Origin of the sequence: Joostella atrarenae, assembly GCF_021764745.1 — a bacterium.
GTDB classification, from domain to species: Bacteria; Bacteroidota; Bacteroidia; order Flavobacteriales; family Flavobacteriaceae; genus Galbibacter; species Galbibacter atrarenae.
Genome location: NZ_JAETXX010000004.1, coordinates 71,751 through 92,554, shown reverse-complemented (window position 1 = coordinate 92,554; position 20,804 = coordinate 71,751). Strand labels below are relative to the sequence as shown.

The window sequence follows — 20,804 nt, the reverse complement described above, 5'->3', positions numbered from 1 at the left end:
ATTAATTGCTCTCTAAACTGTCTTCATATTCAATGAGATAAATTTCTTCATTCTCTTTTTTAAGATAATATTCTTCTCTTGCAAATTTTTCAATTTCCTCTTCACTATTTAATTTCCTAAGAATAGATTTATCTTTTTCTATCGCTTCTTTTAAATGTACTTTTTGCTCTTCGAGTTTTTCAATTTCTTTATTAAGTTCTCTATGTGTAAACCACCAAGAATTTGTGTCAAAAAAGAGCATCCATATTACAAATACCGTAAGTACAAGCACATAGATATTGCTGAAAAATTTAAACCATTTAGATTTCTTTATGTCTTTGAGCTTCATTTTATAACAAGCGTTCGTTTATAATGGTTCTTACAATATCAACGGCAACAGTATTGTATCTATTGTTTGGAATAATAATATCTGCAAATTCTTTAGTCGGTTCGATAAACTGCTGATGCATTGGTTTTAACGTTGTTTGGTAACGTAGTAAAACCTCATCAATATCTCGTCCTCTTTCAGAAATATCTCTTTTTATTCTTCGGATGAGTCGCTCATCAGAATCTGCATGGACATAAATTTTAATATCAAAAAGTTCACGCACTTTAGGATTAGTAAGAATTAGAATTCCTTCTACAATCATTACCTTTCTTGGGTGTGTAATAAGCGTGTCTTTTGTACGGTTGTGTTTTACAAAAGAATATACAGGTTGCTCAATTACTTTATTTTGTTTTAGATCAACCAGATGCTCATACAAGAGGTCAAAATCTATTGCACGCGGGTGATCGAAATTTATTTTAGTACGCTCGTCATAGTTTAAATGAGAGGTTTCGTTGTAATAAGAATCTTGGGAAATAACCCCAACTTCATTCTCCGGAAGTTCATTTACAATTTGATTTACAACAGTTGTTTTCCCACAGCCGGTACCTCCAGCAATTCCAATAATGAGCATATTAGTTTTATTTTTTACAAAAATATGAATTTTAGGTGTCAATTATAACATTTAGATATTAACACTTTAGGCTTTACTTAGTAATTTACGCTTCTATATTACATTGGAAGGAATGAGTTTAAACTTTACAACTACATTGATAATCATTAACTTATAGGCTTGTGTTTTCTTTAGTTTAATGAAAATCACATTTTTAAGAAAAGTTAAAATTATATTTAACGATTCTTGTCTTGTAAGAATTATACTCTTTTTGTAGTTTTAGCCCCTGTAATGAAACTACTACTTAGATTTTTTATATCGCTCTCTATTATCCTTATAAGTGGATATAGTTTGTTGTTTGCAAATAGCAATCAGCAGCAGGGCAGTATTTCCAAAATCGATAGTATTGAAAATTCCGCACCATCTGGTGTAACTCTCATACAAAACGCTAAATTTTTTAAAGATTGCTTTTTTTCTCACTTTGAAAAGAAAGAGCATAAATTTGAGATTGTAGAGAGTGAAGTAGAAGAAGAGCTAACAGTTTATAAGAAAAATGCTGAGCTAAATACTTTTGTAGGTTCTACATTATACTCTTTAGCATTATTAGCTTTTTTCCCTTTTCCTAAGAAACATTTATTTCACTGTAAGAAATTCTCCAATTTTTTATCTTACAGATTGTATGTCATATTTCGAGTATTCCGAATTTGATTTTTTAAAATATTTGAAGAGTAATAATAGCATTGCTTTTCAACTCCTATCATTTAAAATTTAAACACAAGCTTATAGCAGTTTACATGATTGCTATGGCAAACTTCTGTGTTTTTTCAACTTTAAATATAACCTTAAATAATCCTTACGCTTTTAAAAAGCATCATTTATTATGAAGAATACTCTCATAGTGATGAGCCTGTTTGCCTTACTGAGTCATACAAGTTGTTCATCTAAAAAAGAAAAAGAAAAAAAGGAAGAAACCAAATATGCGGTTACAAATCCTAAAGTTCAAGACACTATTATTACGGAAGATTATGTGTGTCAAATCCAATCCATCAGACATATCGAATTAAGAGCCCAAGAACGTGGGTATTTACAAAAGATATATGTAGATGAAGGTCAGCATGTAAAAAAAGGACAATTGTTATTTCAGATAATGCCTAAACTCTATGAGGCAGAATTTGAGAAAGCAAAAGCAGAAGCAAATTTTGCAGAAATAGAATATAATAATACTAAGAAGTTAGCAGATAATGATATTGTTGCACCAAATGAATTGGCCATGGCAAAAGCCAAATTCGATAAGGCAAAAGCAGAGATGGCATTATCTAATGTGCATCTTCAGTTTACAGAGGTTAGAGCTCCTTATGACGGTATTATCGACCGTTTTCATGTTAGAGAAGGGAGTTTAGTAGACGAGGGAGAGTTGCTTTCTAACCTTTCTGATAATAGCGAAATGTGGGTTTATTATAATGTTCCAGAAGCTGAATATTTAAATTATACAACTAGTTTCAGTAAGGAAAATCCTATAAGTGTAGATTTATTAATGGCCAATAATCAGCTGTTTAAACACGGCGGTAAAGTGGGTACTATTGAGGCAGAATTTAATAATGAAACAGGGAATATTCCTTTTAGAGCAACATTTCCTAATCCTGAAGGTCTGTTAAGACATGGGGAAACAGGAAGTATTATGATGAAAGTTCCTTTTAAAAATGCCATGATAATTCCACAAAAAGCAACTTTTGAAGTCTTAGATAAGAAATTTGTTTTTGTAATTGATAAGGACAATGTAGTAAGACAGAGAGAGATTTTTGTAGCTGCAGAATTACCACATCTGTTTATTGTAAGCAAGGGGCTATCCGAGGATGATAAGATACTACTTGAAGGTATCAGAATGGTGAAAGATGGCGAAAAGATTGAGTACGAGCTTGAAAAACCAGACAATGTGTTGGCAAGCTTAGATATGTACGCAGAGTAATTCAAACCGATAAAATTACAACAAAATGTTTAGTAAATTTATAAAAAGACCGGTGTTGGCCATTGTCATATCCGTAGTCCTAGTTTTTACAGGATTACTGGCTATGAAGCAATTACCAATATCGCAGTTTCCACAAATTGCACCAACCACCGTTAATATATTTATAGCTTATCCTGGAGCCAGTGCCGATGTATTGGTAAATTCAACATTAATTCCTTTAGAAACTTCGATAAATGGGGTTCAGGGAATGCGTTATATAGCTTCCGATGCTACTAGTGCTGGGGAAGGAACGTTACGTATTATTTTTGAACCAGGAACCGATCCAAATCAGGCAGTAGTAAGAGTTAAAACAAGGGTCGATCAAGTGATGCCTTTACTCCCAGAATTGGTACAGAGGGAAGGGGTTGTAATTACGCCTGTGCAACCAAGTATGTTGATGTATGTTAACTTGTTTAGTAAAAACAAGAATAACGATGAGAAATTTCTTTACAATTATGCATACACAAAAATAGTTCCTGAAGTACAACGTATTAAAGGGATTGCAAGTGCCAAAATATTAGGAAGCCGTAAATATGCAATGCGTGTTTGGTTAAAACCAGACCGTATGAGAGCTTATAAAATTTCTGCTGAAGAAGTTTTAGAAGCTATGGATGAGCAGAGTATTATTGCAAGGCCAGGACGTTTAGGAAGAAGTTCTGGTAAGAAATCTCAAGCCTTAGAATATGTACTTACTTATGAAGGAAGGTATAATGAAGCCGAAGATTATAAGAATATAATAATTAAGGCGAATGAAGACGGGGAGATTTTAAAATTAAAAGATATTGCAGATGTAGAACTCGGAAGTGAGTTTTTTGATATTTATTCCAATTTAGATGGAGATCCAGCTGCTTCGATTGTATTAAAACAAACTTTTGGAAGTAATGGTAGCGACGTAATTAAGTCGGTAAAAGATAAACTTAAAGAGCTTAAAGAGGATCTCCCTCCGGGGGTAGATTACCAAATTGGGTATGATGTCTCTAACTTCTTAGATGCTTCTATTGAGCAAGTTGTTCATACACTTCGAGATGCATTTATTCTTGTTGGGATTGTTGTATTCTTGTTTTTGGGAGATTGGCGCTCTACGTTGATTCCAATTATTGCAGTACCGGTATCATTAATCGGGACTTTCTTTGTCATGCAAATGTTTGGACTCTCCATTAACTTAATAACCCTTTTTGCATTAGTATTAGCTATTGGGATTGTAGTAGATAATGCCATTGTTGTGGTAGAAGGAGTTCACGTTAAAATCCATGAGGAAAATCTCTCGCCCTACAAGGCATCTTATGCTGTGTTAGAAGAAATGGGTGGAGCCATTGTTGCAATTACTCTTGTAATGGTTTCTGTATTTATTCCAATTTCATTTATGTCTGGACCAGTGGGAGTTTTCTATCGCCAGTTTTCAATAACGATGGCAGCTGCTATTATTTTATCAGCGGTTGTGGCGCTTACATTAACTCCAGTTTTATGTGCCATTCTTTTAAAGAATAATCATGGTAAGAAACGTAAATCTCCTGTAGATAAATTTATAGATTGGTTTAATTCTAAGTTTGATAATCTGACAGGGAAATATGTAAAAGTTCTTAAACTGATTGTTAATCGTAGGGTTGTTACTTTTGGATTATTAGGAGCTTTCTGTGCAGGTATATTTTTTACCAACCAAGTATTACCAGCAGGGTTTATTCCAAATGAAGACCAAGGAATGATTTATGCGATTATACAAACACCTCCCGGAGCTACCTTAGAGCGTACTAATGAAGTAGCTAAAAAACTTCAGAAGATTTGTGAAGAAACGGAAGGAGTAAAATCTGTTTCGTCTTTAGCAGGTTACGAAATTATGACAGAAGGTAGGGGATCTAATGCAGGGACATGTCTTATTAACTTAAAACCATGGGGAGATCGTGAACATACTGTACACGAAATCATGGAGGAGTTGGAAGAAGAAACAAAAGATCTAGGAGCTGTTATCGAATATTTTGAGCCACCAGCAGTACCTGGTTTCGGTTCTTCTGGAGGTTTTGCTATGCGTTTATTAGATAAAACGAACTCTACAGATTTTCATGAATTTGAAAAAGTGAACGATAACTTTATGGATGCCCTAAGAAAGCGTCCAGAAATTACAGGGTTATTTACATTTTTTGCTGCTAACTATCCTCAATATGAGTTGAAAATTAATAACAAAGCAGCAATGCAAAAAGGGGTATCCATTGGGAAAGCTATGGAGAACCTAAATATATTGATCGGTAGTACCTATGAACAAGGGTTTATTAAATATGGTAGATTCTTCAAAGTTTATACACAATCGGCTCCAGAGTATAGAGCGATGCCTTCTGATTTAGAGAAGCTATATGTTAAAAATGAAGAAGGAGAAATGGTACCTTATTCTGCTTTCATGAAAATGGAAAAGAAATTGGGACCTAATGAGATTACTAGATATAACTTATATAATTCTGCAGCGATAAGAGGACTTCCAGCAGCTGGATATACCAGTGGAGATGCTATTAAAGCAATCCGAGAGGTAGCAGAGCAAACGCTTCCTAGAGGTTATGATATCGGTTGGGAAGGATTATCTTATGATGAAGCTTCTCGAGGAAACGAATCGTTATACATCTTTGGTGTTGTATTAATATTCGTGTATTTGGTATTAGCAGCTCAATACGAAAGTTTCTTATTACCATTGGCAGTTATTCTTTCATTACCAGTTGGTGTTTTTGGTTCTTTTTTACTACTGAAATTAACAGGATTAGCGAACGATGTTTATGCACAAATTGGTGTAATCATGCTGGTCGGGTTATTAGGTAAAAATGCCGTATTGATTGTAGAGTTTGCAGTTCAGAAGCGTAGGGAAGGAGCATCTATTGTAGATGCCGCAATTGAAGGAGCAAGAGTACGTTTTAGACCTATTTTGATGACCTCATTTGCCTTTGTTGCAGGATTAATTCCGTTAGTAATTGCAACTGGTGCTGGAGCAATTGGTAATAGAACAATTGGTAGTTCTGCCATGGGAGGAATGCTTATAGGTACGATTTTGGGAGTTTTAGTAATTCCTGGGTTGTATTATGTCTTTGCTAAAATGTCTGATGGGCGTGAGCTTATAAAAGATGAAAGTACAGAACCTGTTTCTGAAGAGTTTATGCGTACAGGAGAAGGAGAGAGAAAAACAGAAAAGAAGCTTCGCAAAATAGATAAGCTCATGAAAAAATTAATGAAAAAACCTGACGATGAACAATAAAAAGGGAATTATGTTACAGTATAAAAAAACATATCTGGTTGGGATTATTGCGATAACGACCCTTTATTCTTGTGTACCAGCTATTAAAAGTATGGAAGCGGACACTTCTGAGCTAGAGCAGTTGGAGACTCAGTCTAATGATACGCTAAATACAGCACGTGTAAAGTGGCAGGACTATTTTACAGATCCTTACCTCGATACGTTAATAGGAGAAGCACTAGAAAACAATCAAGAGTTAAATATCACTTTGCAAGAAATCCAAATCGCAAAAAGTGAAGTAAGAGCTAAGAAAGGGGAATATATGCCCTCTATTGGTTTAGGTGCTGGAGCCGGTATCGATAAAAGAGCTCGATATACAAGTTTAGGAGCAAACGATGCAACTACAGATATTAGACCAGGTGAAGAGATGCCAGACCCTTTACCAGATTTTATGCTTGGCGCTCATGCTTCTTGGGAAGTTGATATTTGGGGTAAATTACATACAGCCAAGAAAGCTGCGGTAAGTAGATATCTTTCAAGTGTAGAAGGGAAAAATTTTGTAATTACTAATCTAATTGCAGAAATAGCTAATTCCTATTATGAGTTGCTTGCTTTGGATAATCAATTAGCAATTGTAAAGCAGAATGTCGAAATCCAGTCGAATGCGTTACGTATAGTTAAGCTTCAGAAGGAAGCAGCACGAGTTACAGAATTAGCAGTTCGTAAGTTTGAAGCAGAGGTACTACATACCAAAAGTTTGCAATATGATATTCAGCAGCAAATAACAGAAACTGAAAATAAGATCAATTTCTTAGCTGGGAGATATCCTCAGACGATAGAAAGAGATTCAAAATCGTTTTCAGATTTAACACCTATAGAAGTGCATACTGGACTCCCGTCTCAATTACTAGAAAATCGTCCAGATGTTAAACAAGCAGAATTAGAGCTCGCAGCTTCAAAATTAGATGTTAAAGTAGCTAAGAAAAGGTTTTATCCGAGTTTAGATATTTCCGCAGCCATAGGTTATCAAGCTTTTGATACAAAGTATTTGTTTACATCGCCAGAATCTTTACTGTATAATATCGCAGGAGAATTAACAGCTCCTTTAATTAATAGAAGTGCTATTAAAGCAGATTATTACAGTGCAAACGCAAAGCAAATTCAAGCTGTGTACAATTATGAGCAAACGGTGTTAAACGCTTATATAGAAGTTGCAAATCAGTTAGCTAAGATTGATAATATTAAACAGAGTTATGACCTCAAATCTGAGGAAGTTGCAGCACTTAATAAATCGATAGAAATTTCTAATGTACTTTTTAAATCTGCTAGAGCGGATTATATGGAAGTGTTATTAACACAGCGTGATGCTTTAGATTCGAAGTTTGAACTTGTAGAGACTAAAATGCAACAAATGAATGCCATGGTAGATATGTACCGTGCGCTAGGAGGTGGATGGAACTAACATTCGCTTTCTTATAACGATCCATACTTTAGTGTTAAGCAAGGTTCCCTCATTCTTGCATTTAATGTTGGATTAGTTTTTTTTTGATTAGTTTTTTTGGTGCGAGCTCGCTTAACAGTGAGCTCAATCCAAAATTAAAACTTTAAAGAGCCTTCAGGATGTTTATATTCTGAAGGCTCTTTTATGATGTTAAAGAATAAATAAAGTGTGCTAAACTTATTATAAACTAACTGATAGTTATTGTGTTACGGTTTTTGGTGTGTAATTTTAAGTAATAGTAACCACGAAACTAAGATTATGAAAAAAGAAATATTAATAAAAGTATTGTATGAATGTGTAGCCACATGTAATTCCTGTGCTGATGCTTGTTTAGATGAATCTATGAATATGAGTAATTGCATTAGGTTAGATAACGTGTGTGCTACAACTTGCAACGCTCTTGCAGAAGTGCTATCTACTAATTTTAAAGAAGTATCAGGATTAATTAACTATTGCTTCTTTGTTTGTCAGCAATGTGAAAAGGAATGTGAAAAACACGATATGATACACTGCAAGGAATGTGCTGAAACATGCAAAAAATGTGCTCAAGCTTGTCAAGAATATTTACAAGAACATGAATAATTAACTCTAAAATCATTGAAACATGCCAAATCCAAGAATAAAAAATGAAGATCAATATGAAGCGCTTCGAGATAAAGGATATAGTAAGGAGAAGTCTGCAAGAATAGCAAACTCTCCCAATGCTGGAAAAAGGGGAGGAGAAGCTAAACCATATGAGGAGTGGACAAAAGATGACTTATATGATCAAGCTAAGAATGTTGGTATTTCTGGTCGTTCAAAAATGAATAAAAAGGAATTGATTAAAGCGTTGAGGAATAATTGATTTTTTAATGGAATATTAGATGGTCATTAATAAATAAAAGTTAAATCCTTTTTTGTTTCTAACTGATTGTTTAGTTTTATACTGAAATTAAATATTTATGCCGCGTACGAAGAAATATAACGAGCAAGAAGTCATAGAAAAGGCGATGAATTTATTCTGGAAAAATGGTTATGAATTAACCTCTATGCAAATGCTCGAAAAAGAAATGGGAATAAATAAATTCTCTATTTATTCAAGCTTTGGGAGTAAGGAAGGGGTTTTTTTAAAAAGTATAAATTGTTATAAGCTTAAATTAAATAGTTTACTCAATAAACTTAAATCATCCGATGAAGGTATTAGTAGTATCAAAACTTATTTTTATGATTTTATAACGTTTTCTAAGGAAAGTGAAATTAGAAAAGGATGTTTAGTGACTAATGCAGCTAACGAAATAGGAGCGCATGCAAATGAGCAGATTAAATGTGCTTTATTAGACTTTACAGAGGATGTAAGAAATACATTTGCAACAGTTCTGGCAAAAGATCTATCGAAAGATAACGCAACGATAGAGCAACAAGCTGATTATTTAATTATTTCCATGTTTGGTTTATCATCTGCTTCAAAAGTATTTACAGAATCACAATTGGATAATTATATTTTAAACATATTTAATAATATATAACTTTTTTTAACCCATAACTAACCGATTGGTTAGTTATATAAATAATAAATAAATTCTAAAATTATGAATACAACAAACACAGGAGAAAATTTACAGATTCATACAATTGAAACTGCTCCAGAAAAAAGTAAATCTTTATTAGAACAATCAAATAAATCTAATGGTTTTGTTCCTAATTTACATGGGGTACTTGCAGAGGCTCCGGGTTTATTAGAAGCTTATCAAAACATTCATGAGCTGTTTGTAAATTCATCTTTTAACAATGATGAAATAACAGTGGTTTGGCAAACTATAAATGTGGAACACGAATGCCATTACTGTGTACCAGCACATACAGCTATTGCAAAAATGATGAAAGTGGATGATGAGATAACAGAAGCATTACGTAATAAAACTGAATTGCCTACGCAGAAGTTGGAGGCTTTACGTAAGATGACATTATTAATGGTAAGGAATAGAGGAAATGTTTCAAAAGAGGAAATTCAGGCGTTTTACAATGCAGGCTTTAACCAAAGACATTTATTAGAAATTATACTTGGGATTTCTCAAAAAACAATAAGTAATTATACAAATCATATTGCAGAGACACCTTTAGATAAAGGTTTTGAGAAGTACGCTTGGAATAAATAAACTTAATAAGTAAAGGTGTTGCAAAAGAGAGTCAGCACCTTTACTTATTTTATATCTAAACATATAGGAAATTGAAAAATAACAGAAGGAGTTTTATTAAAAACTTAGGAGTTATGGGCTCTTCGTCAATTTTAATGCCCAATATTATATTAGGACAACGAAAAGAAAACAACATGGAACCAATAATAAAAGAAAGACCAAAAGTTTTATTTTTTGATGTAAATGAAACGCTTTTGGATTTGACAAAAATGAAAAATGTTGTAGCAGAAGCATTGAATGGTAGAGATGATTTACTTTCTCTGTGGTTTACTACAATGTTACAATATTCTTTAGTTACTTCAGCAAGTGGTAAATACGAGCACTTCGGAAATATTGGAGCAGCCTCTCTTCAAATGGTAGCTGCAAATAACAATATAAAAATATCAGAAAGTGATGCTCGTGAGATAATTTTAAAAGCATTACGAGGATTACCAGCCCACCCAGAGGTAAAAGGGGCGTTAAGTAAATTAAAGGAAAATGGATACAAATTAGTGTCTTTTACAAATTCTTCTAATGAAGGTGTTAAAAAACAATTTGAGAGTGCCGACTTAACAGCGTACTTTGATCAACGTTTGAGTGTAGAAGAGGTTGGTAAATTCAAGCCATTTAGAGAGACATATGAATGGGCATCAAGAAAAATGGACGTAAAACCTTCTGAAAGTTTATTGGTAGCAGCACATGGATGGGATATTGCGGGAGCATTATCTGCAGGCTGGAGAGGAGCTTTTATTAGCAGACCAGGAGCTCAATTATATCCACTTGCAGAAACACCAGAAATAAGTGAAAGTAACTTAGAATTAGTTGCTAATAAGTTAATTTCTTTAAAGTAGATAATTAAACAGAATTATAAAAAATAAACACTTATGGGAGTTAAAAATAAAGTTATCATCGTTACAGGCTCTTCTAAAGGAATAGGAAAATAAGTTGCTATTCTTTTGGCTGAAAATGGAGCAACAGTAATTGTAAATCATTCAAACAGTAAAAATGAAGCAAAGGAAACTTTAGAAACCATTATAAAAAATGGGGGGGAAGCTATGGAGATCCAAGCAGATGTTAGTAAAAAAGAGCATGTAGTTACACTCTTCGATAAGACGATAGAAACTTATGGAAAAGTAGATGTGTTAATAAATAACGCTGGTATAATGTATAATGAATTTCTAAAGGACCATACACAAGATGAGTTTTCTAAGCTTTTTGATGTTAATGTAAGAGGTGTTTTTAATACACTTCAAGAAGCAGCCCATGCCCAGCTATACCGAATATTGGCTAGTGGCAACAAAACGGAATACAACTTAAGTACAGAAGAATATAATTGGTTACAAGATTTAAATATATGGTGGTGGGATTATTCTAAAATGCCAGAAATTACTGCTCAACATGATTTTATAGTTACAAAATATGCTATTCCTATAGCTAATGCTATACGAAAATTTGATAGCTACAGATATTCTCTTGATAATTATTTATATTTCGGACGGGAAGGTTTATTTGATGAAGGTAAAAATGGAGGCTTAATTACTAGGGAAGAATTTTCTAGATACTCTACGTTAAAAGAAGTACCATTAATCGATAATTATACAATAACATGCGATTAGTTATATTAATATTAATAATTGTGTTATTCTCAAAATGTAGTGAGAATGATAAAAATGAAGTTATAACTCAGTTCTTAAATGAGCAACTGAACTCCAAAAAAGACTATAGATTTTATGTGCCCCCCCCCACCTCCCAATTTAAATGACAACACATATTATAAAGGAAAAATGAAACCTGATTCCATAATTAAGAATCTAAAACCTTTAGAAATATATATAGGAGACAGTATTCAGTATGATTCGATTTTTAAACTAAAAACGGCCATTCCCGAGAACTTTTCTTTTATTGAAAAAAAGACTTCGATTGCTTCAAGACAACCTTTTGCTATAAATTTTAGTTCAATTAATGTAAGCAGAAAAAACACCATATTACACAGTATAGAGCTTAAAGAATTTATGAAAATTTTACCTTCCATTAGGTATAATGATAATTATGATGGGCTTATTACCTTTCGTAATTTATTTTTTTCATCGAATGGGAAAAAAGCATATTTTGAAATATATTATTTTAAAGGAAAACAAAATGCTGGTTCAAGAGCAATATATGCTGAGTGGAGAAATGGAAAATGGGAATATCAATCACTACCAATATCGATTTCTTGAAAGATTTCATTAGCTATATTCTATTAAAAGAGACAGTTCAAAATTTATGTTTATTATTTGCTATGTTCCCGTGAAGGTAAGTAATGCGTTCCTGTAAGGTCTTACTGTTATCTTCCTCACCCAGATATCGGGCTTTGATAGCATCGGGAGATATAACACGGTCTTCTTGAATCAGTTCCTTATGGCATTCCAAAAGCCTATTATATACTTCATCCAAATAGGCATTTAAAGTTCTTACCGTTTCCGAACTCCCTCTGCCTCGACTTTTGTTAGGGTTCCAATCTTTTGTAGGAACACTACGTTTTAAACTGATTTCTGAACGCTTTCCGTTAATTGTAATACGCACATAAATAGAAAGTTGCTTGGGGGTGTTTCTTGATTTTCTTGTAAAGAAAATTACAGTGAAAGTGTGTTTTGTCTTCATTTTTAATGACTTTGAGTTAAAAAATAGTGTTAAATCGAAAGTCAAATCATACCCAAAAGTCCTTTAAAGATAGTACATTTCAAGTGAAATATTGCACACCTAATTGCACACCTATTATATGGTTTTAAATAAAATCAAACAAATGCATAAAAAATAAAAAACACTGAAAATCAATATATTAGCAGTGTTTTGTTTTGACCTATTTCTAGGTTCGTCGGGATGACAGGATTTGAACCTGCGACCACACGGCCCCCAGCCGTGTACGCTAACCGGACTGCGCCACATCCCGTTTTTTAACGTTCGCAAAAATATAAAAATATGTAAAATCCTCTGTCAGAAAAGAATCAAAATAATTATGAGTTGTAATACTCCGTTGGATAAGTGAACTCTAAAATGCTTTAAGCCATTGCTTATATGAGTTTCTACAGTTCTAATAGATATATTTAATTCTTTAGCTATTTCTTGATTGTTGTAATTTTCTATTTTGCTTAAATAAAATACATTACGACATTTTTTCGGGAGTTTCTCTAAGGTTTCTTTTACCTGCTTTTCTAAATCTTGATAATCTAATATGTCTTTTATATTATTCTCAGAAGGAATTTCTGCAATGATTTTTTCTTGGAAAGCAGAGTATTTACGATCGCGAAATGTATTTGCAATTTTATACTTTAACGCTTGAAAGAGGTAAGCTTTTATATTTTGAATATCTATTTTGGGTGCTTTTTCCCAAAAACTAATAAAAATTTCTTGTATGATATCTTCACAAATAAATGAATCTTCTAATATGTTATATGCATAGAGATACATTTTTTTCCAATATCTATCATAAATTAGTTTAAGGGCAATATCATTACCATCTTTTAAAGACTTAAACAAAACTTCATCTGAAACTGAATTTTTTGATTGCATCATGGTTGGTTAAGAAAGGATAAATTTATTGTGAAAAGCCATGAAAATGCTAGTTGTTACTTTACTAATTCGTTATTAAAAGGTTTTAAAATCTTTTAATATAAAACCTCCTACAAATGCAGAAGGTTTTATATATAATTAGTGTCATTTTATGAATGCTTCTATAACTATTGGAAAATGATCGGATATATAACTAGGACCTCGCTGACCATCTATAACATGATGTTTATTGATGGAGATAGCGTTGTTGAAAAAGATATAATCGATTCGTTTTTTATTTTGATCAGGTTCTAACTTGAAACCATTAAAAGTATATTCAGGACCGTATGTTTCCTTAGCTTCTAGTTTAGAGTCTTTTAGTTTAAAATTCAACTCATTTTTTGTTGTTAGAACACTATAGGCTTCTACATCAGGAGAAAAATTAAAGTCTCCCGTGATAAAGAATGGTACCTTCCCTGCTATTTCCTTAGCCTTTTTAATTAATAACTTTGCACTTTCTAAACGAGCCTTTTCTCCTTTATGATCAAAATGAGTATTGAAAAAATAAAATTCTTTATTGGTTTCTTTGTCTTTCATCTTTACCCAGGTTACAATTCTAGGTAATGCTGCATCCCAACCTTTAGAGTTCTCCATATCTGGAGTTTCGGAAAGCCAAAAGGTTTTATACTCTAATTGATCATATTTACTTTTTTTGTAAAAGACAGGACAGAATTCACCTTCATTACCGCCATTTCTTCCAATTCCTACATGGTTATAATCGGGTAGCCTAGAGACCATATCTTTTAATTGAGAATGAATGACCTCTTGTGCTCCTAAAATATCAATGTCATAAAAATTAATACTTTGACAAAGCCAATCTCTTCTATTTTCCCAAATATTAATCCCATCATTAGGGCTTGCATACCTAATGTTTGTTGTCATTACCTTAATAGGCGTTTCTCTTTGTGCATAGCAATTACTGTATAAAGTAAAAAAAATGAGGAGTAAGGCTATAGGATTATTAATGTGTTTTTTCATTTTGTAAATTTTTATTCCCAACCTGGGTTTTGTGTTAAATTAGGGTTTAGTTGTAATTCTACTCTAGGAATAGGGTAGAGGTAATCACGATTTTCATCAAAACTTCGATTGTTGAAGTCTGGCTGAGGATCGATTAAGTTATTATCATCAAGAAAGATATCAGCATTTAATTCTAAATATTGTATGCCCTCAGTCTGGTTACTAGGTTCTTGTCCTTCAAATAAATAAACATCTATATCGCCATCATCATCCATATCATACTCTCCAACACCAGGAAAATATAAACCTCTTAAAGGCTGTGTAATTGTTTGTCCTGCTTTCCAACGTACAATATCATCCCAACGATGATCTTCCATGTAAAGCTCAATTCGTCGTTCTCTTCTTATTTCTAGAATGAGTCCTTTATGGGCTCCATTTACAGAAGGATATTGATTTTCTAAAAATGTATCTGGATTGCCATCAGCATTTGCTAACATAAGATTAGGCATCCCTACACGATCTCTAAGAAGTTTTATAGATTTATCTATATCGTTTTGTGTAATGTTATTTAGCTCAGCTTTAGCTTCAGCAAAGTTTAATAGTATTTCTCCGAATCTAAAAATAGGAAGGTCAGTAATAGATTCATCATTTGTATCGTAAACAGGTTCGGTAACATATTTTGTTAGTTGATATCCTGTAGTTGTAGCTCCCAGATTAGGAGCTAAGGTTATAGTTTCCCCTTTACGAGTATAGCCTGGAGTACGAATTGTTTGGGATAAGCGTGGGTCTCTATCTGCTACTTCTTCAGTAAATAATAGTTTGTCATAATCGTTTTGGTCTGTAAAACGACTTCCGTCTTTTTTTAGGTAACTGTTTACTAAGTCTTTTGGCATTCCTGGTCTTCCGTAGGAAGAAGTTGTAGTATAGTAATTTACATTATGATCTACAGCAACAGCTTGTAAAAATTGTCTACTTAATATCATCTCACTCACTTGAGCATCATGGGAATTAAAGAGATTCATATAATCATTTTCAGTATTCCCAGTACTATAAATCGAATATGGAGAGTTGTCTATTAAAGATAAAGAAGCGTCTATAGAAACTTGTAAATACTTTTCATAACCATCTATTTTTCTATACTTTTCATATGTTCCTTCATAAAGACCAACACGAGATTTTAAAGCTAGTGCAGTATATTTTGTAATGCGATATGCCTGTACTTCGTCATTAATATTTGTAATTGCATAGTCTAAATCTTCTAAAATTCTATCTGTAATAAATTGTCTAGAATCTCTAGCTTTTTGCAAGCTTTCGGTATCAGTAGGATCTATTGTATGCTCATACCAAGGTACATCTCCAAAGCGCTTTAGTTTGTTAAAATAAAAGTATGCTCTAAAGAAATGGGCAATTCCGCCATAGTGTTTTTTAGCATTATCATCTTCACACTTTTCATAATGTTCTAAGAAGTAATTGATATCTCTTAGATCTCCCCAATCCCAGCCTCCGCCAGATGTTGGAATGAGCCGTGTTCCTCGCATTTCGTCACTTAAAGTAGTCGAAATAATATTGTCTACAACAGCATCTCCATTATAAATAGATGTAGATGGAAACATACGGTAAAAGCCGTTAGTATAGAGTTCTAAATCGCTGGCTTTAAGAAAGAAGTTTTCTTCTGTAACATCAGAAAGAGGTTCTTTGTTAAGATATTCGTCACTGCAGCTTAATAGCATCAAACTGCATATAAATGTTGTAATATATAGTTTTAGTTTCATATTTTCTTTTTTAAAATTGAAGTGAAAGCCCTAATGAATAAACTTCTGAAAAAGGAACTGTTTGTGCAGTACTTCTATTTGTTGAGGTAGATGGTGCATTTAAATTCACAGAATTGCTTGCTGCTTCAGGATCAATATAATCGGTTAAACTGGTAAAGGTTAAGAGATTTTCTCCACTGAAATATATTCTAAGTTTAGAAAGCGGTAATTTATCTATGACCTTAGCTGGTAGTGTATATCCAAAAGTTAAATTTTTAAGGCGTAAATAGGAAACATCTTGAAGGTAACGATTGTTTACAGCACCTAGTGCGTCATTGTCTGAAAGAGCTATATATCCAAATAATCTAGGATAGTATCCATCAGGATTTTCAGGAGTCCATATATTATTAGCTAGATCCTTTCTGATAAAAGAATCATATGGGCGGTTATACATAGCCCAGAAAGTCCTAGAATCTCTGTTTGGATACCAATCTTGCTTTCCTACTCCTTGAAAAAATGCAGATAAATCAAATCCCTTCCAGGAAGTACTTAACTTAAAGCTATATAAATATTGTGGAGCAGTATTTCCTATAATGCTTCTATCTCCAGAATCATCAACGGTGTTTTCTCCTTCATCAATAACTCCATCGTTATTCATATCAACATACCTTACATCTCCAGGTTGTAAACCTCCAGCTGCCATAATTCTATTAGAAACTCTTGTTTGATCCGCATGACCTATAATTTCTTCCTCCGATTGAAATAATCCATCTACATTATAGCCCCATAACTCTCCAATAGTCATTCCTTCATAATAATCTAAAAGGCTGTTGTTAGGATTGTCAAAGCGTGTAATTACTGTTTCAGAGTTTGAAAGAGTTCCTGTGATAGCAAAATTAAAAGGTGACTTTCCTAGTTGGAAAGTTTTATTATATCCCAAAGAAAGCTCAAAACCTCGTGTTCTTAAATCAGCTGCATTTTCTTGAGGAGAAGAAGTTCCTAAAACACTAGGAAGTGTAGCACCTTGAGTTAACATTCCATCTGTATTTCTTTGGTACCAATCGAAACTAGCGTTTAAGCTATTATTAAAAAAGCCTACATCTACACCTAAGTTTAAAGTTTTAACCTCTTCCCAAGTAATCTCATTGGGGTTTAATCCAGGAGCTTCGATATATCCTAGAGTAGAGCCATCGATGGCATAACCTTGGTCGATATCTTTGTTTAGCGTAGGAATGTATGCGTAATCGGATATGTTTTGATTTCCTAAAGTACCATAAGATGCGCGTAATTTAAATAGACTGAAAGTGTTTTTTATGGGATCAAAGAAATCTTCATTACTTATAATCCATCCCCCAGAAATAGAAGGAAAGAATCCCCAACGGTATTCTGAAGGAAATCTTGAAGAACCATCATAACGGCCATTAAACTCTATTAAGTATTTTTTCTTGTAATCATAAGAAAATCTATAAAAAACTCCTTGTAAGGCCCATTCTGATGCACTTCCAGTAGTTTCAGCATTAGAGGTTGCTAATCCTAAAGAATTTAAATCATCTGAAATACTGTTAGATTTACTAGCCTCAATTCTTTTAATCTCATAGTTCTCTTGGTTAAAACCAACCATTCCACTTATTTTATGGTTTCCAAGTTGTTTTTTATATTCAGAAAAAATATTAAATGCATTATAGCTAGAAGTATTATTATATTCTGTAAGCTTGTCGTTACCAAAAGTACTTACCTCCCCTGTGAAAATAGAATATGGAATTCTTGTAGAGCGTTGATACCTATTGTAGTTCATTTTTCTTAGCGCATAGCTCGCTGTAATATCGAGTCCCGGAATTGGATTCATTTTTGCAGTAGCTATATTTGAAAATTCAGACTCAGAAGTAATCTGCTTTGACTTACCTTGTAGTAGTGATGCATAAACACCATCTCCTACAGTGTAATTGTTTAACTCTGTTCTCCAAAGAGCGGAACCATCAGGGTTAGTAGGGACATAAGAGGGTAATGCATGTACCCAAATTAAACTTCCCCATATACTTCCCCAGCCGTATTGACTTCCCCCATGCTCAGTATCATTTGAGTCGTTGTACTGCATGTTATTAGAAAAGGATAACCAGTCGTTAATTTCTACATCTATTTTACCTCTTAGGTTATATTGCTTATAGAGATCATCTTGAACTTTTAAGATTCCTGTAGATTGAAAATTTCTATATGAAAAATAGGTTTTAACCTTTTCGGAGCCTCCAGAAACAGATACATTTGTAATATTTGAAGGAGATGATTTTCTAAAGAATGTATCCCACCAATCTGTTGCTCCATAGTGGATATATTGTTCTTTTCCATTTCTAATATCTGTAATTACTCGTGCTTTAGATGGATCTTGAGAGACTTCTAAAAGCGCAGCATAATCTTTTTCTGTATACCCAGTATAAGACCTGCCAACAGCAGTTCTAAAAGCTTCGTCAACAAGATTTACAGCTTGGTAAGGATCCGTAACATAATCGGTATTCATTGTAGGGGAGCTAAAAGCTGTAGTATTACTAAAGTCGACTGTAATATTTCCCTTTTTTGCTTTTTTTGTTGTAACAAGAACAACTCCAAAGGCTCCTCTAGCACCATAAATAGCAGAAGCTCCAGCGTCTTTTAAAACACTAATTGACTCGATGTCATTAGGATTCAAACTATTTATGTCTCCTTCGGCTCCATCAACAATAATTAAAGGTGAACCTCCATTTATGGAAGTAAAGCCCCTTATGTTAATTCTAGGATCTGTTCCTGCTTTACCACTAGATTGAGTAATGTTTAAACCAGGACTAACTCCTTGTAATGCATTTGCAGCATTAGATAGAGGACGCTCTTCAATAGATTTTGGGTCAACTTTATTTACAGCATCTATTAACGTTTCTTTACTTGTTTCTCCATATCCAATTACTACTACTTCATCAAGCATTTCTTGATCAGGACTTAAAGTAATTGTAAGAGTTGTTGTCTTAGTCGTAACTTCTACAGTTTTAGTTTCCATTCCGATGTAAGTAAACTCCAATGTGTTACCGACATTGGTTTCTATAGAGAAATTCCCATCAAAATCTGTAGTTATTCCTTTAGAAGTTCCACGAACCATAACATTTACTCCCATTAGAGGGATTCCATCTTCATCAATCACAGTTCCAGATACTGTTTTTTTCTGTTGAATAATCTCTTTTTCTGTGATTGCTATAGTATTGTTAGTCATTTTATATGAGATACCATATGCAACTGAAAGCTCTTCCAATACCTTTGAAAGTTTTTCATCTGTATACCTAAACGATTTTCTTATTTCTAATTCTTTAATACTTTGGGTGTAAACAAAAGTAACTTCCGATTGCTTCTCTATTTTGGAAAGAATCTCTATTAATGTTTCATTATAAGTATTTAAACTAACTACTGTTTCGAGTGCTTTTATACTTTTAGTTTTACCATATATGTTATTTGGTATTGCAGCAACTGTAAAGGTTATACATAAAAGATGCCTTATAAATATGAGCATTATGTTTTTTTGTATTTTTGATTTCATTTTAATTTTTCTAATTAGTTGTTTTTAGACTTTTAGATTAGTTATTCGCCTTTTCTGTTCCAGCAGGAAAGGCTTTTTTAGTTACGTTCTATTTTTCCATTTCTTTTTTTATTTCTATTTGTTTTTCAGTTATAAATCGGTAATCTATTTTGGCCAAAAACTGTAGACTCTCCAACACTTCTTCTAATGAAGGGTTGTTGAATTTTCCAGTGATTTTTTTAGAGATTAAGGTGTCATCATCAATTTTAACTTTAATATCAAACCACTTTTCAATTACCTTCGTAGTGGCTTCTAAACTTAAATCGTTTATGAGCATGATGTTATCCTTCCAAGCAATATCATTCACAGAAACTTCCTTTCCTTTTATTACTGTTTGGTCTAGATAATTGTATGTTATTTGTTCATTTTTAATGAGATGCTCATTAATTTTCTTGTTGTTATATACTTTTACTTTTCCGCTTGTCACACTTATTTTAGTAGTCTTTTGTTCTTCATAAGCGTTTATGTTAAACGAAGTTCCTAGTACTTTGGTGATGAGATGTTTTGTATGTACTTCAAAAGGTTTTTCTTTATTATGAAAAACATCAAAAAAACCTTCTCCTTTTAAAGAAACGATTCTTATACCATCATTAAACTCGGAAGGATAGGTAATGCTACTTCCTGCATTTAATGTAACAATACTCCCGTCTGGTAGGTTAATTTCTTTTCTTTCTCCTAATGCTGTGTTTACAATTAGCTTTTCAGGATTATTTACTTTGTTATATAGTAAACCGCAACTAACGATTATGAAAAGGCTAGCAGCAATTTTTAGAAATGTATGCTTCTTTCCTTTATAATTATCCTTTCTTTTCTTTACAGAAATTGCATTTTTAATTTTGCTGTATATTTTGGAACTCAAAATCTTTTCATTGGACTCTATATCGATGTTTCTATTCTGCATTCTTCTAAAAAACAATTCAATTTGTTTTTTTTCCGTAGTAGAGCATTCTCCTCTGCTATATTTTTCAATTAGTAAACTAAACGTATCTTTTTTCAATTAAATAGAGTTAACTGTTTCTATCTGTAAGTCACATGAAAATGAGTTTACACGTAAATAAATTTTTTAAAAAGGGTGTTATTAACGTTTTCTTTATATTTAAGAAATTGGTTAACTCTCTATTAACCTTCA

General features: G+C 32.9%; 19 protein-coding genes and 1 tRNA gene. 11 read left to right on the top strand and 9 right to left on the bottom strand.

From position 1 onward, the window contains the following. Nucleotide 1: 1 nt before the first annotated feature. Both JM658_RS08245 and udk read right to left on the bottom strand, forming a co-directional pair. Nucleotides 2-328: an FtsB family cell division protein gene (locus JM658_RS08245; RefSeq protein ID WP_236958780.1), complete on the bottom strand. Its 327-nt coding sequence runs from the start codon at nt 326-328 to the stop codon at nt 2-4. A gap of 1 nt (nt 329) precedes the next feature. Further along, nucleotides 330-938, bottom strand: a complete 609-nt coding sequence (gene udk / locus JM658_RS08240; RefSeq protein WP_236958779.1) for a uridine kinase — start codon at nt 936-938, stop codon at nt 330-332. Nucleotides 939-1,208: 270 nt separating this feature from the next. Between udk and JM658_RS08235 the strand changes: the two genes are divergently transcribed. The 11 genes from JM658_RS08235 (at nt 1,209) to JM658_RS08185 (ending at nt 12,003) form a co-directional block, all read left to right on the top strand. Further along, nucleotides 1,209-1,625 (top strand): hypothetical protein, encoded by a 417-nt coding sequence (locus JM658_RS08235; protein WP_236958778.1) that lies wholly within the window; start codon nt 1,209-1,211, stop codon nt 1,623-1,625. Between the two features lie 172 nt (nt 1,626-1,797). Then, nucleotides 1,798-2,883: an efflux RND transporter periplasmic adaptor subunit gene (locus JM658_RS08230; RefSeq protein WP_236958777.1), complete on the top strand. Its 1,086-nt coding sequence runs from the start codon at nt 1,798-1,800 to the stop codon at nt 2,881-2,883. 25 nt (nt 2,884-2,908) lie between these two features. After that, entirely contained in the window at nt 2,909-6,151 is a 3,243-nt protein-coding gene (locus tag JM658_RS08225; RefSeq protein WP_236958776.1) for an efflux RND transporter permease subunit, read from the top strand. Beyond that, on the top strand, nt 6,141-7,592 hold the full coding sequence (locus JM658_RS08220) for a TolC family protein (RefSeq protein WP_236958775.1): 1,452 nt from the start codon (nt 6,141-6,143) through the stop codon (nt 7,590-7,592). Before JM658_RS08225 ends, JM658_RS08220 begins: the two co-directional genes overlap by 11 nt. Nucleotides 7,593-7,889: 297 nt before the next feature. Then, a complete protein-coding gene (locus tag JM658_RS08215) occupies nt 7,890-8,213 on the top strand; it encodes a four-helix bundle copper-binding protein (protein WP_236958774.1) in 324 nt (107 codons plus the stop codon). A gap of 22 nt (nt 8,214-8,235) precedes the next feature. Further along, nucleotides 8,236-8,475, top strand: coding sequence for a DUF7218 family protein (locus JM658_RS08210; RefSeq protein ID WP_236958773.1), 240 nt, complete (start codon nt 8,236-8,238; stop codon nt 8,473-8,475). 97 nt (nt 8,476-8,572) lie between these two features. Continuing rightward, nucleotides 8,573-9,136, top strand: coding sequence for a TetR/AcrR family transcriptional regulator (locus JM658_RS08205; protein ID WP_236958772.1), 564 nt, complete (start codon nt 8,573-8,575; stop codon nt 9,134-9,136). 63 nt (nt 9,137-9,199) lie between these two features. Continuing rightward, the gene (locus tag JM658_RS08200; RefSeq protein WP_236958771.1) at nt 9,200-9,766 is read left to right on the top strand and encodes a carboxymuconolactone decarboxylase family protein; all 567 of its coding nucleotides are present in this window, start codon (nt 9,200-9,202) and stop codon (nt 9,764-9,766) included. A 71-nt stretch (nt 9,767-9,837) separates the two neighbouring features. After that, entirely contained in the window at nt 9,838-10,635 is a 798-nt protein-coding gene (locus JM658_RS08195) for a haloacid dehalogenase type II (protein ID WP_236958770.1), read from the top strand. A gap of 105 nt (nt 10,636-10,740) precedes the next feature. Further along, nucleotides 10,741-11,400 (top strand): SDR family NAD(P)-dependent oxidoreductase, encoded by a 660-nt coding sequence (locus tag JM658_RS08190; protein WP_236958769.1) that lies wholly within the window; start codon nt 10,741-10,743, stop codon nt 11,398-11,400. Between the two features lie 168 nt (nt 11,401-11,568). Next, nucleotides 11,569-12,003 (top strand): hypothetical protein, encoded by a 435-nt coding sequence (locus JM658_RS08185; protein ID WP_236958768.1) that lies wholly within the window; start codon nt 11,569-11,571, stop codon nt 12,001-12,003. A 37-nt stretch (nt 12,004-12,040) separates the two neighbouring features. Here the strand turns inward: JM658_RS08185 and JM658_RS08180 are convergent, their stop codons facing one another. The 7 genes from JM658_RS08180 to JM658_RS08150 form a co-directional block, all read right to left on the bottom strand. Then, nucleotides 12,041-12,427, bottom strand: coding sequence for an Arm DNA-binding domain-containing protein (locus tag JM658_RS08180; protein WP_236958767.1), 387 nt, complete (start codon nt 12,425-12,427; stop codon nt 12,041-12,043). Between the two features lie 214 nt (nt 12,428-12,641). Further along, nucleotides 12,642-12,716: transfer RNA gene (locus JM658_RS08175), tRNA-Pro, on the bottom strand. Between the two features lie 44 nt (nt 12,717-12,760). Then, a complete protein-coding gene (locus tag JM658_RS08170; RefSeq protein WP_236958766.1) occupies nt 12,761-13,339 on the bottom strand; it encodes an RNA polymerase sigma factor in 579 nt (192 codons plus the stop codon). Nucleotides 13,340-13,480: 141 nt separating this feature from the next. Then, nucleotides 13,481-14,353 carry an endonuclease/exonuclease/phosphatase family protein gene (locus JM658_RS08165; protein WP_236958765.1) on the bottom strand — a complete coding sequence of 291 codons (873 nt, stop codon included), beginning with the start codon at nt 14,351-14,353 and terminating at the stop codon, nt 13,481-13,483. A gap of 11 nt (nt 14,354-14,364) precedes the next feature. Continuing rightward, nucleotides 14,365-16,104 (bottom strand): RagB/SusD family nutrient uptake outer membrane protein, encoded by a 1,740-nt coding sequence (locus tag JM658_RS08160; RefSeq protein ID WP_236958764.1) that lies wholly within the window; start codon nt 16,102-16,104, stop codon nt 14,365-14,367. A gap of 10 nt (nt 16,105-16,114) precedes the next feature. Further along, the gene (locus JM658_RS08155) at nt 16,115-19,636 is read right to left on the bottom strand and encodes a SusC/RagA family TonB-linked outer membrane protein (RefSeq protein ID WP_236958763.1); all 3,522 of its coding nucleotides are present in this window, start codon (nt 19,634-19,636) and stop codon (nt 16,115-16,117) included. 88 nt (nt 19,637-19,724) lie between these two features. Further along, complete coding sequence (locus JM658_RS08150; RefSeq protein WP_236958762.1) at nt 19,725-20,672, bottom strand: FecR family protein; 948 nt, start codon at nt 20,670-20,672, stop codon at nt 19,725-19,727. Nucleotides 20,673-20,804 lie beyond the last annotated feature (132 nt).